Raw genomic sequence first — 24180 nt, 5'->3', positions numbered from 1 at the left:
AATATTCTAATATTATGTTGTGAATTATCATATTACACTACAAACTTTTTTATAATTAGAGTAAAATAATTTAAATTCGACAACTGAAAGTGAGCTTATCATGCAAGAAATTAATTACTCTAAAGATTTATCATCAAAAACTTATCAAGACGCCCTAAACATTCGTAAAGAGGTCTTCATCAAAGAACAAAATGTAGATCCGGACATTGAAATTGACGGCGAAGATAAATGTACTCACGTAACTATCTATGTTGACAATAAACCAGCTGGAACAGCTCGTTACTATCCGACAGCCGATAATGGAATCCACATTCAACGTGTCGCAGTTCTCAAAGAATTTCGTCATCAAGGCTTAGCTTCAATACTACTAAAAGATATAATCGCTAAGGCCAAAGAATCAGGCTATGACTACATTATATTAGGAGCGCAGGACCACGCTCAAGCATTTTACACTCAATTAGGATTTAAAGTTATTGGAGAACAATATCAAGAAGCAGGAATCTTGCATCATGATATGAAATACTCAATCTAAGAATATTGTTTTTGTTTATTGTATAATGATATCAATAAGCAATCAGTTATAGGGGGAAGTTTATGTACAGATATTTTATTCAGCCGCAATTAAACAAGTACACCAATACTTTGATTGGCTATGAACTACTAATGAAAAAGAAGACCGCCGACGGTTGGCGTCCACCACTGCATTTTTCAGATATTCCATCGCACACCATGGCTGAAGTACTGATTGCTACAACCAAACGTTTATCTCTAAAAATTGGCTCAGTATCAGTTAATATCAATCGAACACAACTCATGAATCCTGAAGTTAGGGAAGCTATTATCAAGTCACAACTGCAACTACGACCACTCAAATTAGTTGTGGAGTTGACTGAAGAACCTGGTGACGAAAAATGGACAAATGAAGAAATGATTCCCTTGATCAAACAATTCATCGACTATGGAATGGACTTCAGTTTGGATGATGTTGGTACCGGCGAGAATAAGTTGGAACATATCAAGCCACTGATACCGATGGCTTCTGAAATCAAATTTGCCCTTCAAAACTTCAAAGAGAAGTTTAGAGATCCACATATCGAAGATAAAGTTATTTTTTGGCGCGACTATACTAACAAACACAATCTTCGTTTGATACTTGAAGGTATTGAAAATGAAAATGATGATAAGCTTGCTGATTCATTACAGATCGATCTACGCCAAGGTTATTATTATGGAAAACCTCATCTGCTTAAATTAAAAGATGATGATGATGTTTTTGATAAGTAGTTCTTGGATGCCGCTGGCAGTGGTCAACAATTCCATCTGCCGTGGGACCGGCCTCAGTCTTCGTCTTCGGCCTCGCTTGGAAGCCTGTAGTCTTCCAAGTCGTCCAGCGTACTAAGCGATAAATCGCTTAGTACGCTATCACGGCTGATTCCATTGTTGACCACCGCCAGCTAGTTTTGTACTACTTCTATTATTAATATATATACTTGGTAGCAAATACTTAAAAATACATAAAAAATAAAGCAGCATACCATGACAAACTGGATACATTACCTATCCAATTGTAGTGATATGCTGCTTTTTTGTAATAAATATATTGAGCTGGAGGTCAGCAGTAATGGAATCCGTGGCAAAAGTGGTGTTAATGTGGTGGTTTCCCCACATTTACAGCACTGGACGTCTTTCTTGATTTGCGGTTTATGCAAAGCAAGAAAGCGAAGTCCTAGACCGCTTTTTGGCTAGGACTGGTCCCGCCACAGATGGAATTACTGCTGACCGGAAGCGGTAAGCGACAAACAATACACGAAACATTTCCTACTTTCCAAACTTCCGCTGTACAAATTTTACAATCTCCACAAATGGAATAACCGCAAATGATGATCCTAAGACTATCAACCATTGGTGAAGATCTAAATTTGCCACCTTGAATGCGTCATTCAGACCAGGAATCAAAATAACTGCCATCATCATTATCAGTGATAACAAAATAGCTCCGTTGAATGCCTTGTTCTTAAATAAGCCTACTTTGAAGATCGATTGATGCACAGACTTAACATTGAAAGCATGGAACAATTGAATCAACCCCAATGTAGCAAATGACATGGTCAAAGCGTCAGCGTGAATTGCTGAATATCCGCTATGAACTGGCCAAATAATTGCCGTTGCATAAACCATTAGCACCATCGCTGCTTCAAAAATACCCTGATAGATAACACTACTCAATACTCCACCAGAGAAGAAATTTGAATTTCTTCCTCGAGGCTTGTGATTCATTAAATTGGCTTCGGCAGGTTCCATCCCCAAAGCAATCGCTGGAAAGGTATCAGTTACCAAATTGATCCACAACAAGTGAATCGGCAACATTGTATCCCAAGCTAGCAAGGTTGCCACAAACAGCGTCAGCACTTCTCCTAAGTTAGCTGCTAGTAAATATTGAATGGCCTTTTGAATGTTTGAAAAGACCTTCCGACCTTCCTCAACTGCAACTACGATAGTCGCAAAATTATCGTCAGCTAAAACCATATCTGAAGCACCTTTAGATACCTCAGTACCAGTGATTCCCATACCAATACCGATATCAGCTTGCTTCAATGCTGGAGCATCGTTGACACCATCACCGGTCATAGCAACGACTTTGCCTAATTTTTGCCAAGCTTTAACGATTCTGACTTTGTGTTCTGGAGACACACGTGCATAGACTGAATAATTTTTGACTTGGCGATTAAATTCTTCAGTCGACATCTGGTCTAATTCAGCACCAGTAAGAACAGCTTCATCGTCACCCTGCGAAATGATTCCCAATCTGGCAGCAATTGCCTCGGCCGTATCACGATGATCACCAGTTATCATCAATGGTCTAACTCCCGCCTCTTTAGCAACGCGCACTGCCTCAGCGGCTTCTTCACGTTCCGGATCGATCATCCCTACTAATCCAGCAAAAATCAAATCGTGTTCAATATTTTCCGAATCCACCTTATCAGGGATTTCATCAACATATTTATATGCCATTTCCAAGACACGCAACGCTTGTTGCGCCATATCTTTATTATTGTGAAGGATCGTTTGCTTATCCTCATCAGTAATATCTCTAATACCATCTGGTGTCTCGATCTTGGTTACACGTTCCAACAAAATATCGGGAGCACCTTTCACGGCTACTAAGTATTTTCCATTCATTTCATGAATCGTTGACATCAACTTACGTTCGGAATCGAATGGTAATTCTTCCACACGAGGAGATTTCTTTAATTCTTCATCTAAATCAAAGCCATGTTTTTTACCAAATGTAATTAATGCTGTTTCAGTCGGATCACCAATCATCGAACCATCCTGAGAGATCTTCGTATCATTGGCGAAGTTCATGATTTTTAGAGCCATATTATCTGTGGATAATTCTTGATCGGCTGATATTTGTTGATCAAAAGTATAGAGCTTTTCCACAGTCATCTGATTCAAAGTCAAAGTTCCCGTTTTGTCGGAAGCAATAATTTCCGTTGATCCTAAGGTTTCCACAGCTGGCAACTTTCTAATAACGGCGTTACGCTTAGCCATTACTTGTGTTCCCAATGCTAGAATGATCGTTACGATTGCTGGCAATCCTTCTGGAATAGCCGCAACTGCTAGTGAGATCGATGTCAGCATCATCTTGATTGGATCCATTCCGTTGAAGAAGGTTCCAACTACATACATCAACACTGCGATCACGACGATTGCAATCGTTAAGAATTTACCCAAGTGATTGAGGTTTTGCTTAAGGGGTGTGGTAGTTTCATCTGCCCGCTCCAACATGCCCGCAATCTTACCGACCTCCGTTGCCATTCCGGTATTTACAACTACACCTTTACCACGTCCATAGGTCACATTGCTATTTGAGAAAGCCATATTCGTACGATCACCGATTCCAGCTTGCTCATCATCAATGACACCGACCGATTTCTCAACCGAAACTGACTCTCCGGTCAAGGCCGATTCTTCGATCTTCAAAGAATTGGCTTCAAGTAATCGTAAATCCGCTGGTACAACATCACCAGCTTCTAATAAGACAATATCACCAGGAACCAATTCCGTACTTTTAATGGTGATCGTATCCCCGTTTCGCAATACATTAGCGTGAGGCGTTGACATTTTTTTGAGTGCATCGATTGCCGCCTCAGCTTTGGATTCTTGAAATACACCTAAGATAGCGTTGATGATTACAACTGCCAAAATAATTACTGAATCGATCACATCATGCGATACTACTGCTGATATAATTGCCGCAGCTAACAAAACTAATATCATCAGATCCTTAAACTGTTCCAAAAACTTTTGGACGAGGGATTTTTTCTTACCATCATTCAGTTTATTGGATCCGTACTTATCCATCCTTTGAGCAACCTGCTTGCTATCAAGCCCTGCAACAGTCGTGTCTAGTTCAGTTAAAACTTCTGACTCACTCTGTGCATAAAAAGCATTAGATAACTGTGATTGTTTTTGTTCTGACAATGTGATTCCTCCTTTTATTTGCGAGGTCTCCATTCAAACAAAAAGAGACCTACGCGTGTCAAAAACACACATAAGTCTCACTATTTATAGCAATACCAGAAAAATCCCTTCGGGTTGGTGATATTGCTACAGCAAACGCTGCTAGTTACTCCCTCATGAAAAACATTTCTATGTTAACCAAAGTATATCTAATTGATTATCGAAGAGCAACTATCTTTATTTTTTCTTTTCGTCACGTTCTTTGGCAACTGCCATTTGACCGACCAAATTCAAATAATTGAATGGATTATCATAATTTGGCTGGAACAACATATCAATAAAGGCTAAATCATCAATCGTGTTGTTGTTTTGAATCATTACAGAAATAGTATTAGCTGACTGAGCTACTTCGTGCTTACTGAACAATTGGGCACCTAGTATCTTGCGATTGTCCTTATCATAGACCAAGCGAATCGTTAACATTTCAGTTGTAGGCATATATGAAGGACGGTAGTAATCATGATAGACAACTGCATCAGCATTGAAGCCCCACTCTAATGCATTCTTCAACGTCAATCCTGTTGAGGCCAAAGTATAACCGAACAGCTCCATTCCTGAAGTGGCTTGTGTTCCCATATACTTTTGAACATTTCCAAAGACATTCATCCCTGCCAATGCCCCTTGGCGAATGGCGTTAGTTGCTAGCGGCATATAGGCTGGCTTGCCAGTCGGATTGAAGTTGACGGTACATGCGTCACCAGCAGCATAAATATCAGGATCAGAAGTCTGTACGTATTCATTAATTATGATGGCGCCACGACGGTCCATATCAACTTGACCACGTAATAATTCAGTATTGGCGATGAAACCTGTACATACGATAACCAAATCAGCCTTGTGATCTTCTTTGTTAGTTTCAATAACTACTTGATCATCTCCAGAAAACCCACTCACACGTTCATTTAAGAAGACGTTGACACCGTGGTCTCTTAATAACTTAGTAATATTCTCTGACATTGACTTATCAATGTAATGATTCAATAATTGGTCTCCAGCTTGAACTAGAGTCACTTCGTGATCTGTATTGGCATAGCTCTCAGCTAATTCAACACCAATGTAGCCACCACCAACGATTGCAATGCGTTTGTGATCTTTGGCAGTCTCATAGATTTCACGAGCTTGTGCATAACTCTTACACATCAAGATCTTGGAATTATCGATTCCCATAATTGGTGGAACTTGAACGTAAGAACCAGTTGTCATAATCAACTTATCATAGGTATCTTCAAAAACTTCACTAGTTTTAATATTTTCAATCATAAGTTTTTTATTTTTAGCATCTATTTTTAAAACATCGTGTTTCATGAATACCTTCGCACCAAGTTTTTCCAACTCAGAAGGATCTGAATAAAACATATCTTCAAGACGTTTTACTTTGTGACCCAAATATAAAGCAATCCCACAAGACAAAAAGGAAATATTATCGTCTCGTTCATATACAGTCACTTCTGTACCAGGATGATCTTGCAAAATTTGATCAATGGCGGCAGTTCCTGCATGTGTACATCCAACTACAACAACTTTCATTTAAATTCCTCCATTTTGAAATTATTATCATATTAATAATACAGCAAACATAAATATTTTTAGTAATTTTCACAATAAAAAATTATTTATTACAGAAATTTATTAAAGATTTTAGAATAATTGACAATTTATGAACCAATAAAGGTATAAATAGCCATTTTTTGATAATTATTTTATATAATTTGCTTTATTTGTTTTTGTTACAAATATAACTAAAATATTTTTAATTTTATAATCTAACAATATATTAAACTTCATGTTAATATCTATATTAGTTACTATGCTGTTCACATAAGGTTATAAACCCACTACGTTATGGCAAATAATTTAATATTTTGGGGGGTGAAGGATGTCAACTGATTATAATTTTGATAGTATCCAGTCACTTTTGAGTGTAGATGGTAATATAAATGCAATTATCATCGCTCTAATAACAGTCGGTTTAATAACTATTATCACGATCATGGCGTATTCATTTGAAAGCATACTGCGTGGTAATAATAGTGCCAGCTATCGACTGCTTTTGGAACTTGTCGAAGGGGTCGTCCTTGTAATTGGGATGATCTTAGTTCAGCACATATTCAAAGCATTGAACTCCGGCGATATGCGGAGCTGGTTTTATGCGACTACTCAATTGACATTGCTTCTGTACAGCTTATATACACTGCAAAATCGTGTCATTGAAGTAGTAAACATCATTGCCCCTATTTATGTTTTCGGTCAACGTGCGATAACTGGATATAGTAATTACATTGTTCTATTCACCGTTTCGACCGTGATGCTGGCACTAACCGTTATCTATATTTACCGGCACACTGATTTGATCTTATCATCACAGTGGCGATTCATAGTGCTGCAAGCTATGTACGGAGCATTCTGGTGGGCAATTATTTGGCCGTTCCACAAGTTTACTCCCTACTATACGATCAACATGGTTGTCGGATTCGTTGCTTATATGTATTTGATCCGCTTTCTAGCAAGGTGGATCCGTAATTCCTTCAAGAATTACAATAACTTATCAAAAAAAGTTAATTACGATGAACTTACTGGCATTAGAAATCGGGCTAGCTTCGATGAGGTATCTCAAGAAGTATTCAAAGTCTACAAAAAGAATCCAGAAGTACCCCTAACCATCGCTATGTTCGACATCGACCATTTCAAGAAGTTCAATGATACTTATGGTCACTTAGCTGGCGATAAAGTCTTACACCACGTGGCAACTCACTTCGAACGTGAATTGTTCAATAAGACGACTCGTGGACAGATCTTTCGTTATGGCGGTGAAGAGTTTGTTATTATCTTTCGTGGCTTGAGTGCTGATGAGAGTGCAACGATAATTCAGGAGATCAGAAACGACTTGATCAACGATCCTTTGACTTACAATAATCAAGAGTTGAATATCCATGTCTCCTTTGGAGTGACTGAACTTCAACCATCTGATAAGGTATTCAAAGATCTATTCAGCCGTGTCGACCACTACTTATATGAATCAAAAGATTCCGGTAGAAATCGCATGACTGTTGAAAATGAAGTTTTTGCTTTTGATAAAACTATCTAAAAGAAGCTGAAAAACAATTGTATCAGCTTCTTTTTCCATATTATAGATATAAATTTATTAATATAGTGTAGTATACTTACATATGGACATAGTTGTTTACTAAACGCAACTATTAAAAATAAAAAATAGAGGTACGGAATGTCAATAAAGTTAGAGGCTGGGGTATTTCCGAAGCTTTTAAACGTGGATGCAAACATCAATGCAATAATCATTGGTCTAATTACAGTCGGTCTCATAACTATCCTCACCATCATGTCATACAGTTTTGAGGATATTTCTAGACGACATAAAAGTCGACTGTACGACGTTGTTTTGGGACTGTCAGAAGGCGCAGTCGTCGTTATAAGTATGATTCTAGTCCAGCACATTTTTAAGGCTCTGAACGCTGGTAGTTCGGCCAATTGGTTCTATGCTACGACTCAAATGACGATTCTTTTGTATTCGTTGTATACGATGCAAAACGCCGTTATAGAGTTCGTCAATATCATTGCTCCGCTTTATATCTTCGGTCATCACCTGTTTGAGGGAAATACCGGCTACAATATAATTTTTATGGGTGCCTTGATTGCCATGGCAATCACAGTTATCTATATTGCTAGAAACAAAAATAATCTATTGAACGATGAATGGAAGTACATTGCGTTACAAATCATTTACGGCGGTATTTGGTGGCTGATCATTTGGCCAATCTATCGCTTCTCACCTATCAGAACGATTTATATTATGATCGGATTCATCATCTACATGTGGATCATCAGATTTGTGGCAACGTGGATCCGCAATTCATTCAATGATTACAACAATCTATCCAAAAAGGTTAATTATGATGAATTAACACGTGTTAGAAATCGGGCCAACTTCGATGAAGTATCAGCTGAAATATTTAAAGTTTACAGCAAAAACAAAGAAATCCCGTTGACTATGGCGATGTTTGATATTGATCATTTCAAATTATTCAATGATAATTACGGACATATGGCTGGTGACAAGGTGCTCCAACACGTTGCCAGTGAGTTTGAACATCAATTGTTCCAACAAACTACCAGAGGTCAGTTGTTCCGTTACGGCGGCGAAGAATTCGTAATAATCTTTCGTGGATTAACAACCGATGACGCCACCAAGGTCATTAAATACATTCGCCAAAAACTCATCAACGAGCCTTTGGAATACAACGGTAATGAATTGAATGTTCGCATTTCCTTTGGAATATCTCAACTTCATCCGTCTGATAGAAACTTCAACGACTTATTCAAACGTGTCGATCATTATTTGTACATGTCTAAGGAAGCCGGACGCAATCGTCTGACAGTTGAAGATCGAACTTTTACTTTTGGATAATTAAAAAATTCTCGTATTTGTAAATAAATACGAGAATTTTTTTGGTTTGAAAACAATAAAAAAAGATGAAACCTTACGGCTCCACCTTCGGGAAGGAATCAGTTGTTTTGTATCTGGTAGTCCCTAAAAGTCATAGTACAACATATGAGGTGGGTTCGCAATAGTATTCAAACAAATTATTTTAACTCTTTTCAAATTTTATGGTTGCATTTTTATACTCTTTTAACGTTATTTTAATATGAACTTAAAGAACGTAATGATGTTTTAACGAAGGTACTACGATCTTATCTGAGATGCCAATAATTATTCCTTGAATAAACACTGCTAAGAGCGTGCCAATTCCAACTGATAGTAATTTACCAGTACTAAAAAAACAAATCAGCATAATCGTCACAGGAGGCGTATAACTCAATAATTGACCCCAACCTGCTGATCCATGTAAGTATTTGAATCTTAACAGATATGCCAATTCGTCATTAGGGTGTTGGATCAAGTTGCAACGTTGATAAATCGAAGTTCCCACTGAAACGCCGATCAATCCTAAAATATCGATCGTCACTCGAACAAACAAATTAAGTTGATCAAAATGCAATGGTAAATACAAACTAGAAAAGAATCCTACTAAGTAACTGAACGGCAATGAAAACAATAAATTAGAAATAAAAATATGACCATCGAACTTGCCGATCAGAATTTGATTAGCCACGGTTACCAAGACGGCATATACGAACAAGGTCGTTCCGTAAGGAACATTGATCAGATGAGATATATTTACCCCTGAAGCCATCCAAACGGCACTACCGACGTTGCTGTCGATCATCAGAGCATTTGCAGCAGCATCCAAGATTATCGCAAATATCAAATATCCCATTCTTTTTTTGAAACTATTATCTTTCATGCAAAGTCCACCTCAATACAGTTAATAAGATTATGTTATTACTTTTTAGACCAAACAAAAAGAATGATCTTATGTGTGTAGGGGGATATGCCGCTAACGATGGTCAACAACTCCATCTGCCGTTGTTGACCATCATTAGATAGGTTTGCATTACTCTTAGATTAAATAGTTACTACTTGGAAGTGGTGTAATAATAAATTTTATATTTTTTAAATATTATCAATAAAACCATTGTAAATTATATTGTACTGAGCACCCGCTAAGCCGTACAGATAAATCTTTTCATTCATGGTCAAATTATACGGACTTAAACTAATGAGATGTTTATTCAGTTCTTCCAGATACAAATAAGATAAACCTGATTTGTAAATACTTTTAATTTGATTCCGATATTTATCAACGTAATTTCGGACCTCATTCATGTATGTATCCTCAAAACGTTCCTCGATTGTTTTAGGAGCATATTTTTTGTCAAAATTTATTAAAGCATCATGAATCAGAAATCTAACTAAGTCAATTTTATTCGGAAAATGGCGATAGAAGGTTGAACGACCAACGCCAGCTTTTGTAACTATTTCTTTAACTGTAATTCTTGAAAAATCCTTTTTATCCATTAGTTGTAAAAGTGCTATTTTTAAAGAATCAAAAATAATTTGTTTTTCTTCATCTCGTCTATTCATGGACAGACCTCCCTATTTGTCCCGGCTATTAGAAATCATACCTGTTATATTCTAATCATGAAACGAAAGGAAGAACGAATATGAATAAAATTTTATTAAAAAAATTAAATATAAACGGCTGGGAATTCAATGTTCGAGTGGCTGGACTTGAAAATAAAGGTGATCTAATCATATTTTTGCACGGTTTTCCAGAAACATCATTAATGTGGAATAACACGATGTTATATTTTGCTAATAAGGGATATCTGGTTTTAGCACCTGATCAACGAGGATATTCGGAAGGTGCCCGTCCTACTGATATTAAGGAATATCGAATGAAAGCTTTAGCCCAAGATGTGGTGAAACTCGCTGAAAAGTTTGGATATGATAAATTTCATCTAGTGGGACATGATATTGGATCAGTTGTTGGCTGGACCGTTGCTGCAAAGTATCCCGAAAAAGTAAAAACTTGGAGTTCACTATCAGTTCCAGATTGGCCTGCATACAAATGGGCTTTAGAAAATGATCCAACTCAAAAAGAAAAAGGTGCTTATGTCAGTCGTTTTCAAATTCCCGGAGAATCAGAAAAATTAATTGCTTCCAATGATTATGCAATTTTAAAAAAATTATGGTCAGGATTTGATCAAAATCAGATTTCTGATTACTTAAAATTGTTTTCTGAAGCAGGAGCTTTAACTAGCGTTATAAATTGGTATCGAGCACTTTTTCAATTTGAAAATAAAATTAATTATGACAATATTACTTCTGATACTATTTTGATTTGGGGAAATAAAGATTTAGCAATTAGTCGTGCAGGAATTGAAGAAAACAGTAAGTATATGAAGGGAAAATATAAATTTATTGAACTCAATGCCACACATTGGTTGACAGAATTCAACAATAATCAAATCAATGCATTACTAGACAAACATATTTCAAGAAAATAAATCAAAATCGCACATCATAGTAAATGGATAAAAATATCCAAATTACTATAACATGCGATTTTTTTGTAATCGATAAATTTAGCAATAATGGAATCTGCGGCGATTGTGCAAAGCAAGAAAGCGAAGTACGAGACCGCTTTTTGGCTCGGACTGGTCTCGCTACAGATGGAATTACTGCTGACCGGAAGCGACATCCAAAACTAAAACCTACTTAGAAGGATGTTGCATCTCATCCATCGAAATCAAATGGAATTTGTGCTCATGATTTGGATCGTAAGCTTCGATTTGTGCCATCATACCGGTATCCTCATGTTCCAAAATATGGCAGTGATACATGTAAACACCAAACTTAGTGAATCTAACAGCCAATCTAACTGTCTCACCAGCATTTACACCAACGACATCTTTCCAACCATGCTCATTTGGATAGACGTCTTTACCATTTCTACTCAATACTCGGAATTGGTTACCATGCATGTGGAATGGGTGAATCATTCCTTGTGCCATGTCATTTGTATTAGTTACATCCCAAATGACAGTATCACCGATCTTTTGTTTACGATCGATTCTTTGCATATCGAACAACTTACCATCAAGTCTAACTTGATCATCCATACCTGACATAACCGTATGAACGATTTCTGTTCCAGGTGTTGGTACTGGATCTGGAATCGTTGTTAGGTGTTCTGGTAATTCAACATCTTCACGTTTATACTCGCCAATCTTGAACTTCATGATTGGAACATCATCCGTCATTAGAGTAACGACATCGCCTGGCTTCTTGTCGCCAAAGTCAACGATAACTTCAGCACGTTCGGCACATGTCAGCATTAATTTAGTAAAGTGAACTGGTTCAGGCAAAGTACCACCGTCTGAGGCAATTTGTGTGAACTCATGCTCATCATCAAAGTGCAATCTCCATTCACGACGATCAGAACCGTTAAGAATACGGAGACGAACACGTTGTGTTGTTACATCGAATACACCATTGATCGTACCGTTGACTAAGGCATACTTACCCAATGTACCATCAACATCATAATCAGCCTTGTAATCTAGTTGGTTATCGTGATAAGTTCTGTCTTGCAAAATAACTGGAATATCATCGACACCATAATTTCTTGGGAATGGTAATTTAGCTTCTTCGTCATCTGTTACCACTACCGCTGCGGCAAGTCCATTCCAAACTTGACGAGCAGTATTTGGACATGGATGAGCGTGGAGCCAATCTGTTTGTGCTTGTTGATCCAATGTGAAGTCGATATCACGGCTGCCACCTGGATAGACTGGAGCATGTGGGCCACCATCAACGATAGGTCCGGTAACGTTCAATCCGTGCCAGTGGAAGGTTGTAACTTCTGGCAATTTGTTAACTAAGTGTACGTGATAATGTACACCTTGTTTGTAGACGATCGTCTTACCTAAGATACTTGCGCTGTAACCCCAAGTCTTAGTCTTCTTACCTGGTAAGATCTGTGTCTCACCTTCTTGAGCTGTCAAAGTGTAATAAACATCATTACCTTCAACTTTGTCAGGTTTCAATAGTTCCGGAACGTTCAATGGTTTCTCCGGTACATCTGGAACTTCTAGTGGAATATATCCACCGTCATGTAAGTCAAATATTGGCTCATCAAAAAAATAATCATTGTAAACTTTTGTTTTTCCCAATGTCTTCGCCTTCTATTCAAATTTTATCTTACTTCTTGAAAACCCCAAAAGCATTCACAACTGCTTCTAAAAACATCCCTATCGCCATCATATACATGGCTAGCATATTCTTATTAGCAATCACGAGAAAAAGCAGTATGGCATAAAAGATAACCATGAATACTGAAAATATTTTCGATCCACCCATCAAAATATCACCACCTAACTTTTTACATTTATATTTTAATACAGTTTCAATAAGTATAATAATAGATATCTAAATATTAATGACGTAAAAAAAGAGCGTGCCCATGCACGCTCCTAAATCATATTTAAAGTTTCCCATTTAAAAATTGTGCTTCACCATTACCAAAACTCCAGTCAGCCTTAGTATTAGCCGTTATACTGATCATCTGATTTCTTTCTTATCGCGACCTTTAATCACATTAATGGAATATTATTTCCTCTTAGTCTTTAACAATTTTACCAACGGCAATTGGCAAAGTAACGTGTTGATCATAATGACCCACTGCTCCAGCAATTGTATCTGGTAAGTCTAGATCATCTGGAACGCCATGAACGTAAATAACACGTTTATCTAATTCCAAATCATCGGTACCGAATACTTCTTTGAATTTAGCTTGTAATTTATTCAAAGGAACTTCTTTTTCGTATTCAAAACTTCCCTTATCATTTGATACTGGATATGTATCGTTAGGAACATTCATATCGTGTGGAGCAGCATCAAAAGGAACCATTGTTGTTCCAGATACGGGTTCTGTTTCTGGTAAATCAACGAAACCATCGCCATTTACATCTTGTGCTTTGGTGGCAATTTGTGCTTCTTTACCATCTGGGAAGCCATGGAAATGTTCCCAGTGTTGAGTATTTTTAGGAGTATCCTTCATTGAAATATGAATCTTCATTACATCATTTTCGATTTCGAATGTGGCAGTTCCATGTGCAGCTGTACCAATCTTATCTTCATTTAATGGAACGATTTTTGCGCTATATTTTTCTGTCATAGTAACTCCTCCAGTTATCACTTCTTTGATTACAGAAGTAATTGTATACTGAACTAGACAAAATAGAATTGACATATGTCAAGAAAGGAAAAATTATTTTATGGCACACGATCCTATCAAATGTGTTGAACAAGTTTCTATCTTCAAAGGTGCACCCAGAAATGTCATTGAGGCCCTAGCACGCGTTTCCGTTCATCAAAAAAAGATTCCCGCTGGTCAAATGATTTATTCACCTGGGGAACCTAACGACAGATTAATGATCGTTGACTCGGGAAGAGTTAGAGTTTTCAGTTATGCTGATGACGACCGCGAGCGAACCTTGTATATGCTACGTTCCCGAGAGGTTGACCTAACTGGTGCACTGTTTACCAACCATGAACATCATAATTTTGCCCAGGCATCTGAGCCCACTGAAATATGCTATCTAAAACAAAGTGCTTTCAAAAAGGTTCTGAAATCATATCCTGAAATGGCTCTTTCGCTGGTCGATGTTCTCGGTGAGCGCCTATCATCCCTAGAACGCAGAGACGTCACTGACACATTGCTAACTTCCAAAGAGCGGCTCTACAATTACCTATTAGAATTACAAGACCAATTCAATAGTTCCACTTACAAACTGCCCGTTACTAAAAAGGAACTGGCACTGTATTTGGGGATCACTCCTGAAACTCTAAGCCGCCAATTGAAATTACTCGTTGCTGAAAACAAAATCAAATTGAATCGACGAGAATTCACGATTCTTTAATACGTATAAGCGACGATCTTACCGTTGATATAGTTGGCCAAGTAAATATCCGCAATATCAAGATCTTGTTCCTTTATTCGAGCCTCGACCCATTCGGGATCACGGCCGATCATCTCTAATTCATCTGTATTGATCTTGCCGTCCAAGACAACTGGATACTTGATATTCTCTTCATCGTTCATAATGATCGTCAATTGTCCATTCTGTTCGAAAACTGCCCGCTTAACATTACTGATGTCAGTTACACCTGCTGTCCGTAATTTGAATGACAGATCCGCTGCAGATAGACCATTTCTCAATGCCAGATCAACATCGATCTTGCCATTTTTGATAATCATCTTAGGTGAACCGATGATCATCCTTCTGAAGTAAACATTATGGTTGGATAAGAACTTGGCGATAAAAACAATCAACGTCCAAATAATCAACACTAATGTGAATTGAAAGGTCGTTATGCTGGAATTGTAAATCATACCACCAACGATTCCACCTAGAACATAATTTTGTAATTGATCGATTGCACTAGTTGGCGCAATGTTACTCTTCCCAAATAAATTGATTTGAATAACCATGAAGAGAAATCCAATCGTCAATTTTAAAGCTAAATTTCCATATGATAATTCCATAATTTCTCTCCTACTTTACCAAATTAATTTGACTAGTATCGACGATACTGGCCTTATTTAAAGTATAGCTATTGACATTATTATCAAAACTAACACGATAGTAATCCTTGCCAGCCTTGATCAGCATCCCCTCAGTCAAACTAGAACTGTTAGAATATAACTTCTTCTTCGAAATTTTCTTCTCATTGGAGATCGAACGCATCAAGGTCAGCGTCTGGTTGGTCTGATTGTTGATATCGATCTGCTTCTCATAGTTGTTGTAATTGATTCCAAAGAATAAGGCAATCGCAAAGACAAAAATCACTGCCAGATCACGATATTTATTATCCTTACGATTTTTAAAGTACAAAAATCCTGTAACGATCAATGCCGCTGACAATGCCGTTAGGACAAAAATAAACCAAAAGTTTGGTTCTTGATTCTGTGTATATAAATGCTCATATGAGTAAAAAGTCATAACCATTCCCTCTCAAACTTTTAAGACTTCATGATTATTATAATATATTAAAAAAGTTGACCCTCATCAAAAGGAGTCAACTTTTTAATTTAAAGAATTTTATCATGGGAACCTGTGCGGACAAGAACAAGTATTAAATTTTCTTTTTTTATTTTGTATATTAAAAGCCAATCATTTTGAACGTGAAGTTCTCTGTATCCTTGCCAATTTCCATTTAAAGAATGATCTTGAAACTTGGTTCTTAGAAACTCTGTGTCTTCATTGATTAGATGAACAATAACTTCTTTTAATTTGTCCATATCATAATGCTTCTTTTTTAACCTTTTATAATCCTTTTTGAATATTGATGTACGTTCTATGCTAATCATTTAAATCATTCCACAAAGCTTCAATGGTATTAAATTTTTTTAAATTACCATCTTCTACTTCCTTCTTAGCTTTAATATTCTCAAAATTATCTGCTCGAGGTTTAAATGGCAATGCATTGTCTGTTAGTGATTGTTTTAAAAATATCGTAATTGCCGTAGATAGATCCATTCCCATTGATTTAAATAATTCTTGAGATTCCTCTTTTAATTCCGGATCCACTCTAATACTGATTCTTTTATCCTTATCATTATTTTTATTTACGCGTTGCATTAATATCACCCCTGTCAAATATTAATCTATTTACGTAATAGTATCATTTTGACACACATTGTGCACCAATTAAGGATTATTCATCAAACAATCATATATTAGATCTACATATCTATGACCAACTGTTATAGTAAAAAAGCGTTAACGTCCTTCTCAAGACATCAACACTTTTACTTATTCCAAGGAAACTTCAAACTAATATTATTATTAAAATCACGTTGTTGCTTGAGTTTTTTCATCCGCTCCGCTTGCCGTTGTTCATAACCCTGACAGACAAACTTATACTCTTCAGTATCCGGAATGATTTGTGGCAATTCGATTCCCCGCTCAACAACTACAAAGGATGAAAAACAAGTCAAACCTAAGAAACGTTCACCAGTCTTAAGATGTTCGCCGATTATCTTCGTAAAAACTTCAATCGAGCGCGTACCTACACCTGATACGTAGGATTCCGTGCACATGGAGTCTTGCAATTTGAATGGCAAAATAAAATTAACTTGATCAACTGAAGCAGTTACCGTTTCAATTCTGGCGACACGCGATGCTGGTATTGAAGAATTATCATCGATTGTGGCTAAGATTTTTCCACCAAAGACAGTATCATGTTCATTCAGATCTGATGAAAACACACGATGATTACTGATAGATAAGGTTTGCGACACATTAATAGTATTCATAGTTGAACTTCCTCTCTGTAAGTATCCATTAAAATTATTATACTAGAAAAAGTCCTTAATTAATTGAGCGATTACCTCAGCGTGTGTCTCCAAAGCAAAGTGACCACTGTCTACAAGGTCAACTTCAACATTCTCATCATCTTGTTTGAATGCTTCAGCACCAGGATAGATGAATGACGGGTCATTCTTACCCCAAACAGCTAACAGCTTCGGTTGATTGTCACGTAAGTATTTTTGGAAATTAGGATAGTCCTTAATATTATTTTGGTAATCATAGATCAAATCTAATTGTCTTTGGGCATAGCCTTCACCGTGAGTATAGGCAATATCCAGCATATACCCATCTGGAGAAACAGCCTTCGGACGGGTCCCAAACTTATATTGACCGATGATCGTCTTCGGTTCAAATGCACTTCTGTAAGAATTACGCTTCTCTTCAGTCGGATTATCCCAGAAATCTTGACGAGTGGCCCATTTGGAGCCCAAGCCTGCTTGATAGACATTGCCATTTTGGCTGATAATTCCTTGAATCCAATCAGGATGCCTGACTGCAATCTTGAAGCCAATTGGTGCACCGTAATCGAACACATACATATAAAATTTTTCAATAGAAAATAAAAAGACCGCATCTCTGCGATCTTAAATATTCACACGGTATCCTCAAACACCCACGTAAGTGTTGAACTATAAACACCTGTTTTCAAAAAAGCATCATCAAGATAGAGTAACAGTCCATCTTTTTTATTCCAGCCAATGGAATCGAACGACTCACCATTCTGAGTTTCTTTTAGGAAGGTTTTATTATTCAAAACACTGACATACTTACCATTCTCATAATATCTCATACTTGAAGCCAATTGGTCACCGGATTCACTTTGAAATGGTGTTTCCTGAGTAACATAAGCTTTTTTGGCTCGTTTATCACGACGTCGATCATTTATTTCAACGACGTTGCCCTGAGGCAAGTTGTGCTGGTCTTCTCGATACTGCAAGCTATTAGTATCTAAGGGATTGATCTTGCCATAATTCAGATTATTCGCTGAAACACTGAAGCCATCTAGAGTATAGTTGATCTGTTCTTCGATCCCCTTAGACATGTAGACTTCATTTGTGTTGGAGTTACCATACAAATATGGTGTATATGATAACGATTCAGAACCAGTGATACCGACAACTTTCGTTTCCACTTCGATAGAATGTTTTTTAACATCGACACCATCAAAATCGATTCCACTAATGACCAGGTCGTCAGTTTTGTTTTCGGAATTATTAATGACCGAATACTTGCTGGAATCTAACTCCGTATCATCTAGTTTCACACTCAAAATTTTTGTATCTTGGTGCATCGGAATAACATAATAACCGTCTTTTAAGACACCTCGGTCGCTATTCTCGATCAAATCTGCTTTGTAAGTTATCAAATCATCATTGCTGACATCATTCAGATGATGGCTATCATCGCCTTCACCGGTATAAGTAGTATTTATCACTGAGTTATCCACCGTAATATCAGGTTTATTGATTACGGTTAAATTGGCTTGATTAGTCGTCATCGTCTTGCTCTGCAAATTCAAAGAACCGTACTTAAAGGTTATCTTAGCTTCATACTTAGTCCCATCATCGTCCATCGTCGTAGCTGGTGTTGTGTAGGAGATGTAATCTTTGTAGTTCGAACTGGTACTTTTGGCAACAGAAGTTTTTTTACCGTTTTTGTCATATTTGAACCACTCGATCGTAATTTTTCCTTTGTTCTCAGAATCATCATCCCCGACAGTATCACCATGCATCGTATAAGTCGCCGTATCTCCAATATCAACAGTTTGATCATCCAAACCACCGCCTACTCTGACAGTCGTTGTATCATGAACCTTGCTGCCGTTAGGATTTGTCAGTGTTCCGGTAATCGTCACAGTCCCAACAGCTCCATTCTTAGCAATCAGCTGAGTTGTTTTACCACCATTTTCAGAGTCATCTGCAAAATCAGCAATCTCCGGCTTATCAACCGAATAAGTGACGGGACCGTTAGCGTCAGATGGAGTTGGATATGCATGAACATAAGTATTATTATTCGCTAAAATATTATCTCCAAGATTATATAAATAATTATCATCAGTCGTGATCTTCAACGATTCAGCGTTAACTGGATCTTTAGCATGTACCGCCGTTACTTGTGAATAAATGTGAGTTTTCAACAGCCAACCTGTCGCATAATTCCAGTATTGCGTATCCAATTGATACCAAGTCGTGCCGGTTTCTTTTGGTGTAACGGGAAAATTCATACGATAGCCACCATCTGTCTCGGAAACTGCTGACCAAGTCTCACCAGCATCAGTGGTCTTGTACCAACGATAATGCGGACTATCTAATAACCCGGTTAGAACCGACCAGACCGATCTACCGGCACTGGTTCTGATTATGACTGTTTGCCCGACCTGTGTATAATAATCACTTTCAGGCTGCAATGAATAACCGTTAGTCAGCCAAATCCCTAAGAACTTCACGACATCTCGATTAGGTTTTTCCATCGGTTTGACTACAACCTCTTCATCAGCCAAAGCCTCATTAGTAATCTTTTTGTTAGTTATCAAAAATAAAGCTGACATAAATAAAATAAGACAAGACCATCCTAGCAGCATCTTCTTTACTCGATGTTGTTTCATGATAAGCTCTCCTTGTTTATTAACTGATAAATTATCTTATAGTCATTATCTCAAATAGTTATATCCAAAAGATGTCATTAAAGAATATATTTTTTTATATAAAATGATATTCATAAAAAGATATATAAAAAGACTATTGGAATCACGTTTCTGTAATAATGATGACTTTTTTAGTCATATACATCCCGTATTGATTTTAGTCAGTAACTCTCTGCAAGGTATAATTATATTATTTGATGATTTATTTTAAATCACAAAGTAGCTTCGATATAATACCTTCAGGAGGGAGATCATGCATATTTCTGTTCATATTAAATGGTCACTTAAATTATTCAGCCTAATTTTGATTTACGCTGTCCTTGCAACTACTATGGCATTGACATTAAATTCCAAAGGTATCGTCTGGGCTGGAGATGACGCTTCATTTCACATAGGAAGATTAGTTACTTTGAATTATTCATTCCAGCATGGCAATCTGCTGCCAAGTATTTCCAATTCAAATTTTCAACAAATCGGCTATGGGATCAATCTCTTCTATCCGTGGGTAACTCTCGCACCACTTGCCCTGCTGTTTTCTTTATTTAATGATCCAGTAACAGCCTTTTACACTGGAATTGGTATTTATTTTTTCATTTCTTTTTGTATCAGTCACTTCGTAATGACTAGATTTTCCAATTCATTTTGGAGTGGTATTATCTTTTCGTTATTTTATAATTTATCCACATACTTATTAATAGAAGTATTGCCAAGGTCAGATATTGCCGAATTCATTGCCACAATCTTCCTACCACTCTGTTTCTTAGGATTTTACGAAGTTTTTTTCAGAGATTATCACAAGTGGTATATCTTGGCGATCGGCATGTCGGGACTTCTGTTGAGTCACATACTATCAACCATTATTGTTTCATTCTTCTTCATACTGATCTTGGTACTCTATATCATCAAATCCAATCGTTATTGGTCTAGGACCAAAGCCCTGATAAAGGCAATATTCACAACCATCTGTGCCAGTGCCATTTTTCTAATTCCTTTTTTGAATGAAATCAGTTTTCAGCCTTACGATCAGCCTTCTCCATATACACTTAAAGGAAAAGTTCTCGAAAAAATGCTTCAAGCAAGCCTTCTCAATAACAGTGCGCAGAGTATCGACGGCAACACTTATAATGTTGGGGTCGTCTTGCTAATTGCACTGACTCTGGGATTGATCTTTTTCTACAAGTTCTCATCCCTTTATAAAAAAATCTACGTCCTAGCCTTCCTAGCATTCTTTATGACGACTGACGTTTTTCCATGGCAATTTTTCCAAGGGACACCACTCAAAGTTATCCAATTCCCATTTAGATTTTTGATGATTGCTACACTATTGGCGGCGGTCATCGCCACAAAACTGACATTAATGGCAATTGATGAACTCAACTTAGTTAAGTTCAAACTTCCAATAGTAATCTTATTGGCAGCGGGGCTCTGCGGACTTTGGATCTTATCAGCTAATAATGCGCAAAGGCAGCCGTTTATTTCTAATGAAAAGCACGTTATCACTAGTAAGCAGATCAAGCACAAAAAATTTTACGAAGATTATTATGAACAATACTCTCCTGCCGCCGCTGGTAAGTTCATTAACTCAACGATTTGGCACGTGGGTAAGATCGATCATAAACAAGTTACCTTCCATCCAAAAACTCAGGGTGAATCAATTGTCTTCAAATTGGCGGGAATATCTAAGAACACCGTGATCGAATTGCCGATCATTCGGTACAAAAATACCGAGTTGACTATCAATAATAAGAAGGCTAAAATTTCTACCAGCAAAAATGGTACTGTCAAAACCAAAATAACCAAAAAAATAAGCCTCCTCAAATTGAGAACGACTTATAAAACCACTAATTTGACAATTTTCAGTGCTGCATTATCGTTGATAACTTGGGTTGCTCTATTATTCGGCCATCTTAAGAGAAACAAATATAATTGGACCGATATGGAAGAGTTCTTAAAAAATTTCGAATATTAAAATATATACGGTATAATTGAAACCTATTAAATATAAGTATCGTCATGGGGGATTTATTAATGCATGCAAACTTAGTCAACAAAAATACCAATGAGGTCAAAGACGTCAAAGTCGGCTTTTCATGGACCGAATTCTTCTTCGGCTTCTGGCCCGCAGTTTTCCGAGGCGATTGGAAATGGCTGCTAATTATGTTACTAGTCGACGTTGGTTTAGGCGTCTTCACTTGGGGTGGCGGATCATTACTTTTTAACTTCATCTTTGCCTTCTTCTACAACAAGTTCTATGTGAAAGATTTGATTGAAAAAGGATTCCAACCATCAGATGAAGGTGATTACCACACATTAGTATCTGAGGGTTATATCCAACCTAATCAACGTTTCAATAATCCTACTGCTAGACCTACTAATGATTCTTCACTTGAAGAATTGGACAAACTCAAAAAACTTCTTGATAACGGAACTATCACCCAAGAAGAATTTGATGCTAAAAAGAAGCAAATTTTAGGATTGTAGTGTTTTAAAAAGCAAAGAAATTATTGTAAGAACTTCTAAAATTATTATTTTGAGGTTCGGTTTTAAGGTTCGATTTTGATTTTCGCAAAGTGTGTGAATTTAAAAATATATCTTATGCTATATGAACGAAAGATTCACTTTTTCAACACCATTACCACTATAATTTTTTATTTTTTCTCCGACTAAAAACAGCTATTTTCATTCAAAATTTAGTGCCATTCTGATGTGCCAAAATAAAAATGTGCCATCAAATGTGCCATAATTTTAGGCTATTCATATCACTTTTTAAGCATATCAAAAACGCCGTATCCCTTGTATACCAAGGGATACGGCGTTTCACAAACTTTTTCAGGATAAACCCTGAATATGGTACAAATGATCCCTCCCGGAATCGAACCGGGGACCTACTGCTTAGGAGGCAGTTGCTCTATCCAACTGGGCCAAGGGACCATTGTGGTGCCACTAATAATAGTGCCACCAAATTATTTATATTTCAAGCTAATTCACAATTACTTATCTGACTTAGGAGTGCGGCGTTTTCCTTTATTCTTTTGATCACGCAGACGTTTCTTCGGTTTAGATTTTGACTGTGTTTTTTGTGCATGGCGTTTTTCTTTACGATAAGTTTCCTTATCTGAGAAAGTTCCATCACGATTCAAAAAGACTTTTTTAACTTCAACATCGGTGAAGTCTTGTAAGTTACGGAAATCGTGACTATTACCAAAAGTCAGAACGTTTCCAGCTTTACCCATTCTTCCGGTACGACCGCCACGGTGAACATACTCGCTGTTATCACGGGGAACCATATAATTAATAACTGTTGTAATGTCATCAATATCCATCCCACGGGCGGCGACATCAGTCGTTAACATCAAGTTGACCTTTTTACTAGAGAATAATTGTAAGGCTGACTTACGTTGTTGTGATGACATCTTGCTATCTAAGGCAACGAAGTTGGTCTTGTTGTAATGCAAGTCACTAATGATCTTGTGCAAAGAACGAGAATTGTTAAAGAAGACTATTCCCTTGAACTTCTTATTGTGAGCTAATTCTCTAATCAGTGCATCCTTAGTATTGTCCGTTGCCGCATTGATGAAGTAATGCTTGATTCCAGCAGTATATGAACTGTCATCTCTTTGGTCGATCATTAAGAAGTCTTGACCGAACCACTTATGCATCTCCTTGAAGATCTCATTACCAGTGGCAGAGAAGAATGTCATTTGAACATCAGCTGGCATTTGGTCGATTGTTTCACGAACTGATTCTAATTTTGATTCGTTCAACATTTCATCGGCCTCATCAACGATAACAGTTTGAATGTTGCCTAGCTTAACTTTGCGCATCTCAGTCAATTCCTTAAGACGTCCTAAAGTTGCGACTAAAATCTCTGGTTTTTCTTTTAACTTCTTGAGTTGTCTTTGAGGATTAGCCCCACCAGTTACTGATTGAACACTGCACCCCACTAATTTGGCTAATGGCTGGATAACAGTCCTAACTTGAATCGCTAGTTCTTGCGATGGTTCTAAGATCAATACTTGTAATCCATCCCCAGGAACTAATGTTTCGAGCATCGGCATCGCAAACGCCAATGTCTTACCAGATCCAGTCGGTGCCATGGCAACTAATCCTTTGCCTTCTTTAAATGGCAAATAGACTGATTCTTGGATCTTCGTTAATGACTCAAATTTATTCTCTTTAAAATAATCTTGATATAATTTTGGTATTTCCAC

23 protein-coding genes and 1 tRNA gene are annotated in these 24180 nt (G+C 37.2%); 8 read left to right on the top strand and 16 right to left on the bottom strand.

Translation table 11 applies throughout. The annotated features are described in order from the left end of the window. Positions 1-100 precede the first annotated feature (100 nt). Both U8519_RS08415 and U8519_RS08410 read left to right on the top strand, forming a co-directional pair. Positions 101-532: a GNAT family N-acetyltransferase gene (locus tag U8519_RS08415; RefSeq protein ID WP_334329870.1), complete on the top strand. Its 432-nt coding sequence runs from the start codon at positions 101-103 to the stop codon at positions 530-532. 62 nt (positions 533-594) lie between these two features. Further along, positions 595-1284, top strand: a complete 690-nt coding sequence (locus U8519_RS08410; RefSeq protein ID WP_334329869.1) for an EAL domain-containing protein — start codon at positions 595-597, stop codon at positions 1282-1284. A 534-nt stretch (positions 1285-1818) separates the two neighbouring features. Here the strand turns inward: U8519_RS08410 and U8519_RS08405 are convergent. Both U8519_RS08405 and U8519_RS08400 read right to left on the bottom strand, forming a co-directional pair. Continuing rightward, a complete protein-coding gene (locus tag U8519_RS08405; RefSeq protein WP_442892138.1) occupies positions 1819-4521 on the bottom strand; it encodes a calcium-translocating P-type ATPase, PMCA-type in 2703 nt (900 codons plus the stop codon). A gap of 183 nt (positions 4522-4704) precedes the next feature. After that, positions 4705-6054: an FAD-dependent oxidoreductase gene (locus U8519_RS08400; RefSeq protein ID WP_334329867.1), complete on the bottom strand. Its 1350-nt coding sequence runs from the start codon at positions 6052-6054 to the stop codon at positions 4705-4707. A gap of 349 nt (positions 6055-6403) precedes the next feature. On the opposite strand from U8519_RS08400, the gene U8519_RS08395 reads away from it, so the two are divergent. Together U8519_RS08395 and U8519_RS08390 are read left to right on the top strand one after the other, a co-directional pair. Beyond that, the gene (locus U8519_RS08395; RefSeq protein WP_334329866.1) at positions 6404-7612 is read left to right on the top strand and encodes a GGDEF domain-containing protein; all 1209 of its coding nucleotides are present in this window, start codon (positions 6404-6406) and stop codon (positions 7610-7612) included. A gap of 138 nt (positions 7613-7750) precedes the next feature. Next, complete coding sequence (locus U8519_RS08390; protein ID WP_334329865.1) at positions 7751-8950, top strand: GGDEF domain-containing protein; 1200 nt, start codon at positions 7751-7753, stop codon at positions 8948-8950. Positions 8951-9194: 244 nt separating this feature from the next. On the opposite strand, the gene U8519_RS08385 is transcribed toward U8519_RS08390, so the two are convergent. Together U8519_RS08385 and U8519_RS08380 are read right to left on the bottom strand one after the other, a co-directional pair. Next, positions 9195-9848, bottom strand: coding sequence for a hypothetical protein (locus U8519_RS08385; protein WP_334329864.1), 654 nt, complete (start codon positions 9846-9848; stop codon positions 9195-9197). A gap of 209 nt (positions 9849-10057) precedes the next feature. Next, positions 10058-10528 (bottom strand): TetR/AcrR family transcriptional regulator, encoded by a 471-nt coding sequence (locus U8519_RS08380; RefSeq protein WP_334329863.1) that lies wholly within the window; start codon positions 10526-10528, stop codon positions 10058-10060. A gap of 80 nt (positions 10529-10608) precedes the next feature. Here U8519_RS08380 and U8519_RS08375 point away from each other — a divergent pair, with 80 nt between their 5' ends. Continuing rightward, entirely contained in the window at positions 10609-11454 is an 846-nt protein-coding gene (locus U8519_RS08375; RefSeq protein WP_334329862.1) for an alpha/beta fold hydrolase, read from the top strand. Between the two features lie 207 nt (positions 11455-11661). Here U8519_RS08375 and U8519_RS08370 read toward each other — a convergent pair whose 3' ends face one another. The 3 genes from U8519_RS08370 to U8519_RS08360 all read right to left on the bottom strand — a co-directional run bounded on the left by U8519_RS08370 (position 11662) and on the right by U8519_RS08360 (position 14126). After that, a complete protein-coding gene (locus tag U8519_RS08370; RefSeq protein ID WP_334329861.1) occupies positions 11662-13122 on the bottom strand; it encodes a multicopper oxidase family protein in 1461 nt (486 codons plus the stop codon). Between the two features lie 28 nt (positions 13123-13150). Next, entirely contained in the window at positions 13151-13309 is a 159-nt protein-coding gene (locus U8519_RS08365; protein WP_334329860.1) for a hypothetical protein, read from the bottom strand. Between the two features lie 259 nt (positions 13310-13568). Continuing rightward, on the bottom strand, positions 13569-14126 hold the full coding sequence (locus tag U8519_RS08360) for a hypothetical protein (protein WP_334329859.1): 558 nt from the start codon (positions 14124-14126) through the stop codon (positions 13569-13571). A 100-nt stretch (positions 14127-14226) separates the two neighbouring features. On the opposite strand from U8519_RS08360, the gene U8519_RS08355 reads away from it, so the two are divergent. Continuing rightward, entirely contained in the window at positions 14227-14871 is a 645-nt protein-coding gene (locus U8519_RS08355; protein WP_334329858.1) for a Crp/Fnr family transcriptional regulator, read from the top strand. On the opposite strand, the gene U8519_RS08350 is transcribed toward U8519_RS08355, so the two are convergent. The 7 genes from U8519_RS08350 to U8519_RS08320 form a co-directional block, all read right to left on the bottom strand. Then, positions 14868-15497 (bottom strand): DUF421 domain-containing protein, encoded by a 630-nt coding sequence (locus U8519_RS08350; protein ID WP_334329857.1) that lies wholly within the window; start codon positions 15495-15497, stop codon positions 14868-14870. The genes U8519_RS08355 and U8519_RS08350 overlap by 4 nt on opposite strands. Positions 15498-15507: 10 nt before the next feature. After that, positions 15508-15954, bottom strand: coding sequence for a DUF3290 family protein (locus U8519_RS08345; RefSeq protein ID WP_334329856.1), 447 nt, complete (start codon positions 15952-15954; stop codon positions 15508-15510). An 89-nt stretch (positions 15955-16043) separates the two neighbouring features. Continuing rightward, on the bottom strand, positions 16044-16322 hold the full coding sequence (locus tag U8519_RS08340; RefSeq protein WP_334329855.1) for a type II toxin-antitoxin system YafQ family toxin: 279 nt from the start codon (positions 16320-16322) through the stop codon (positions 16044-16046). Further along, positions 16315-16593: a type II toxin-antitoxin system RelB/DinJ family antitoxin gene (locus U8519_RS08335; RefSeq protein WP_334329854.1), complete on the bottom strand. Its 279-nt coding sequence runs from the start codon at positions 16591-16593 to the stop codon at positions 16315-16317. Before U8519_RS08335 ends, U8519_RS08340 begins: the two co-directional genes overlap by 8 nt. Before the next feature lie 170 nt (positions 16594-16763). Beyond that, positions 16764-17270, bottom strand: a complete 507-nt coding sequence (locus tag U8519_RS08330; protein ID WP_334329853.1) for an acyl-CoA thioesterase — start codon at positions 17268-17270, stop codon at positions 16764-16766. Positions 17271-17312: 42 nt separating this feature from the next. Beyond that, positions 17313-17879: an alpha/beta hydrolase gene (locus tag U8519_RS08325; protein ID WP_334329895.1), complete on the bottom strand. Its 567-nt coding sequence runs from the start codon at positions 17877-17879 to the stop codon at positions 17313-17315. A gap of 38 nt (positions 17880-17917) precedes the next feature. After that, positions 17918-19930, bottom strand: a complete 2013-nt coding sequence (locus U8519_RS08320) for a hypothetical protein (RefSeq protein ID WP_334329852.1) — start codon at positions 19928-19930, stop codon at positions 17918-17920. Positions 19931-20222: 292 nt separating this feature from the next. Here U8519_RS08320 and U8519_RS08315 point away from each other — a divergent pair, with 292 nt between their 5' ends. Together U8519_RS08315 and U8519_RS08310 are read left to right on the top strand one after the other, a co-directional pair. Next, on the top strand, positions 20223-21938 hold the full coding sequence (locus U8519_RS08315) for a hypothetical protein (RefSeq protein WP_334329851.1): 1716 nt from the start codon (positions 20223-20225) through the stop codon (positions 21936-21938). Positions 21939-21997: 59 nt separating this feature from the next. Beyond that, positions 21998-22450, top strand: a complete 453-nt coding sequence (locus U8519_RS08310; RefSeq protein WP_334329850.1) for an SHOCT domain-containing protein — start codon at positions 21998-22000, stop codon at positions 22448-22450. Between the two features lie 376 nt (positions 22451-22826). Here the strand turns inward: U8519_RS08310 and U8519_RS08305 are convergent. Both U8519_RS08305 and U8519_RS08300 read right to left on the bottom strand, forming a co-directional pair. Then, a tRNA-Arg gene (locus tag U8519_RS08305) sits at positions 22827-22900 on the bottom strand. A 59-nt stretch (positions 22901-22959) separates the two neighbouring features. Continuing rightward, positions 22960-24180 carry a DEAD/DEAH box helicase gene (locus tag U8519_RS08300; RefSeq protein WP_334329849.1) on the bottom strand — a complete coding sequence of 407 codons (1221 nt, stop codon included), beginning with the start codon at positions 24178-24180 and terminating at the stop codon, positions 22960-22962.

The sequence above is a fragment of the Companilactobacillus sp. HBUAS59699 genome, assembly GCF_036913575.1.
Taxonomy (GTDB): Bacteria; Bacillota; Bacilli; order Lactobacillales; family Lactobacillaceae; genus Companilactobacillus.
This window is presented reverse-complemented; position numbering and strand designations above follow the sequence as displayed.

Coding starts and splice junctions, on each gene's coding strand:
- U8519_RS08410 (WP_334329869.1), top strand. CDS start 595: ATGTACAGATATTTTATTCAGCCGCAATTAAACAAGTACACCAATACT.
- U8519_RS08360 (WP_334329859.1), bottom strand. CDS start 14,126: ATGACAGAAAAATATAGCGCAAAAATCGTTCCATTAAATGAAGATAAG.
- U8519_RS08320 (WP_334329852.1), bottom strand. CDS start 19,930: ATGAAACAACATCGAGTAAAGAAGATGCTGCTAGGATGGTCTTGTCTT.
- U8519_RS08380 (WP_334329863.1), bottom strand. CDS start 10,528: ATGAATAGACGAGATGAAGAAAAACAAATTATTTTTGATTCTTTAAAA.
- U8519_RS08395 (WP_334329866.1), top strand. CDS start 6,404: ATGTCAACTGATTATAATTTTGATAGTATCCAGTCACTTTTGAGTGTA.
- U8519_RS08315 (WP_334329851.1), top strand. CDS start 20,223: ATGCATATTTCTGTTCATATTAAATGGTCACTTAAATTATTCAGCCTA.
- U8519_RS08355 (WP_334329858.1), top strand. CDS start 14,227: ATGGCACACGATCCTATCAAATGTGTTGAACAAGTTTCTATCTTCAAA.
- U8519_RS08405 (WP_442892138.1), bottom strand. CDS start 4,521: ATGGAGACCTCGCAAATAAAAGGAGGAATCACATTGTCAGAACAAAAA.
- U8519_RS08350 (WP_334329857.1), bottom strand. CDS start 15,497: ATGGAATTATCATATGGAAATTTAGCTTTAAAATTGACGATTGGATTT.
- U8519_RS08375 (WP_334329862.1), top strand. CDS start 10,609: ATGAATAAAATTTTATTAAAAAAATTAAATATAAACGGCTGGGAATTC.
- U8519_RS08335 (WP_334329854.1), bottom strand. CDS start 16,593: ATGCAACGCGTAAATAAAAATAATGATAAGGATAAAAGAATCAGTATT.
- U8519_RS08385 (WP_334329864.1), bottom strand. CDS start 9,848: ATGAAAGATAATAGTTTCAAAAAAAGAATGGGATATTTGATATTTGCG.
- U8519_RS08415 (WP_334329870.1), top strand. CDS start 101: ATGCAAGAAATTAATTACTCTAAAGATTTATCATCAAAAACTTATCAA.
- U8519_RS08345 (WP_334329856.1), bottom strand. CDS start 15,954: ATGACTTTTTACTCATATGAGCATTTATATACACAGAATCAAGAACCA.
- U8519_RS08310 (WP_334329850.1), top strand. CDS start 21,998: ATGCATGCAAACTTAGTCAACAAAAATACCAATGAGGTCAAAGACGTC.
- U8519_RS08390 (WP_334329865.1), top strand. CDS start 7,751: ATGTCAATAAAGTTAGAGGCTGGGGTATTTCCGAAGCTTTTAAACGTG.
- U8519_RS08400 (WP_334329867.1), bottom strand. CDS start 6,054: ATGAAAGTTGTTGTAGTTGGATGTACACATGCAGGAACTGCCGCCATT.
- U8519_RS08365 (WP_334329860.1), bottom strand. CDS start 13,309: ATGGGTGGATCGAAAATATTTTCAGTATTCATGGTTATCTTTTATGCC.
- U8519_RS08330 (WP_334329853.1), bottom strand. CDS start 17,270: ATGAATACTATTAATGTGTCGCAAACCTTATCTATCAGTAATCATCGT.
- U8519_RS08340 (WP_334329855.1), bottom strand. CDS start 16,322: ATGATTAGCATAGAACGTACATCAATATTCAAAAAGGATTATAAAAGG.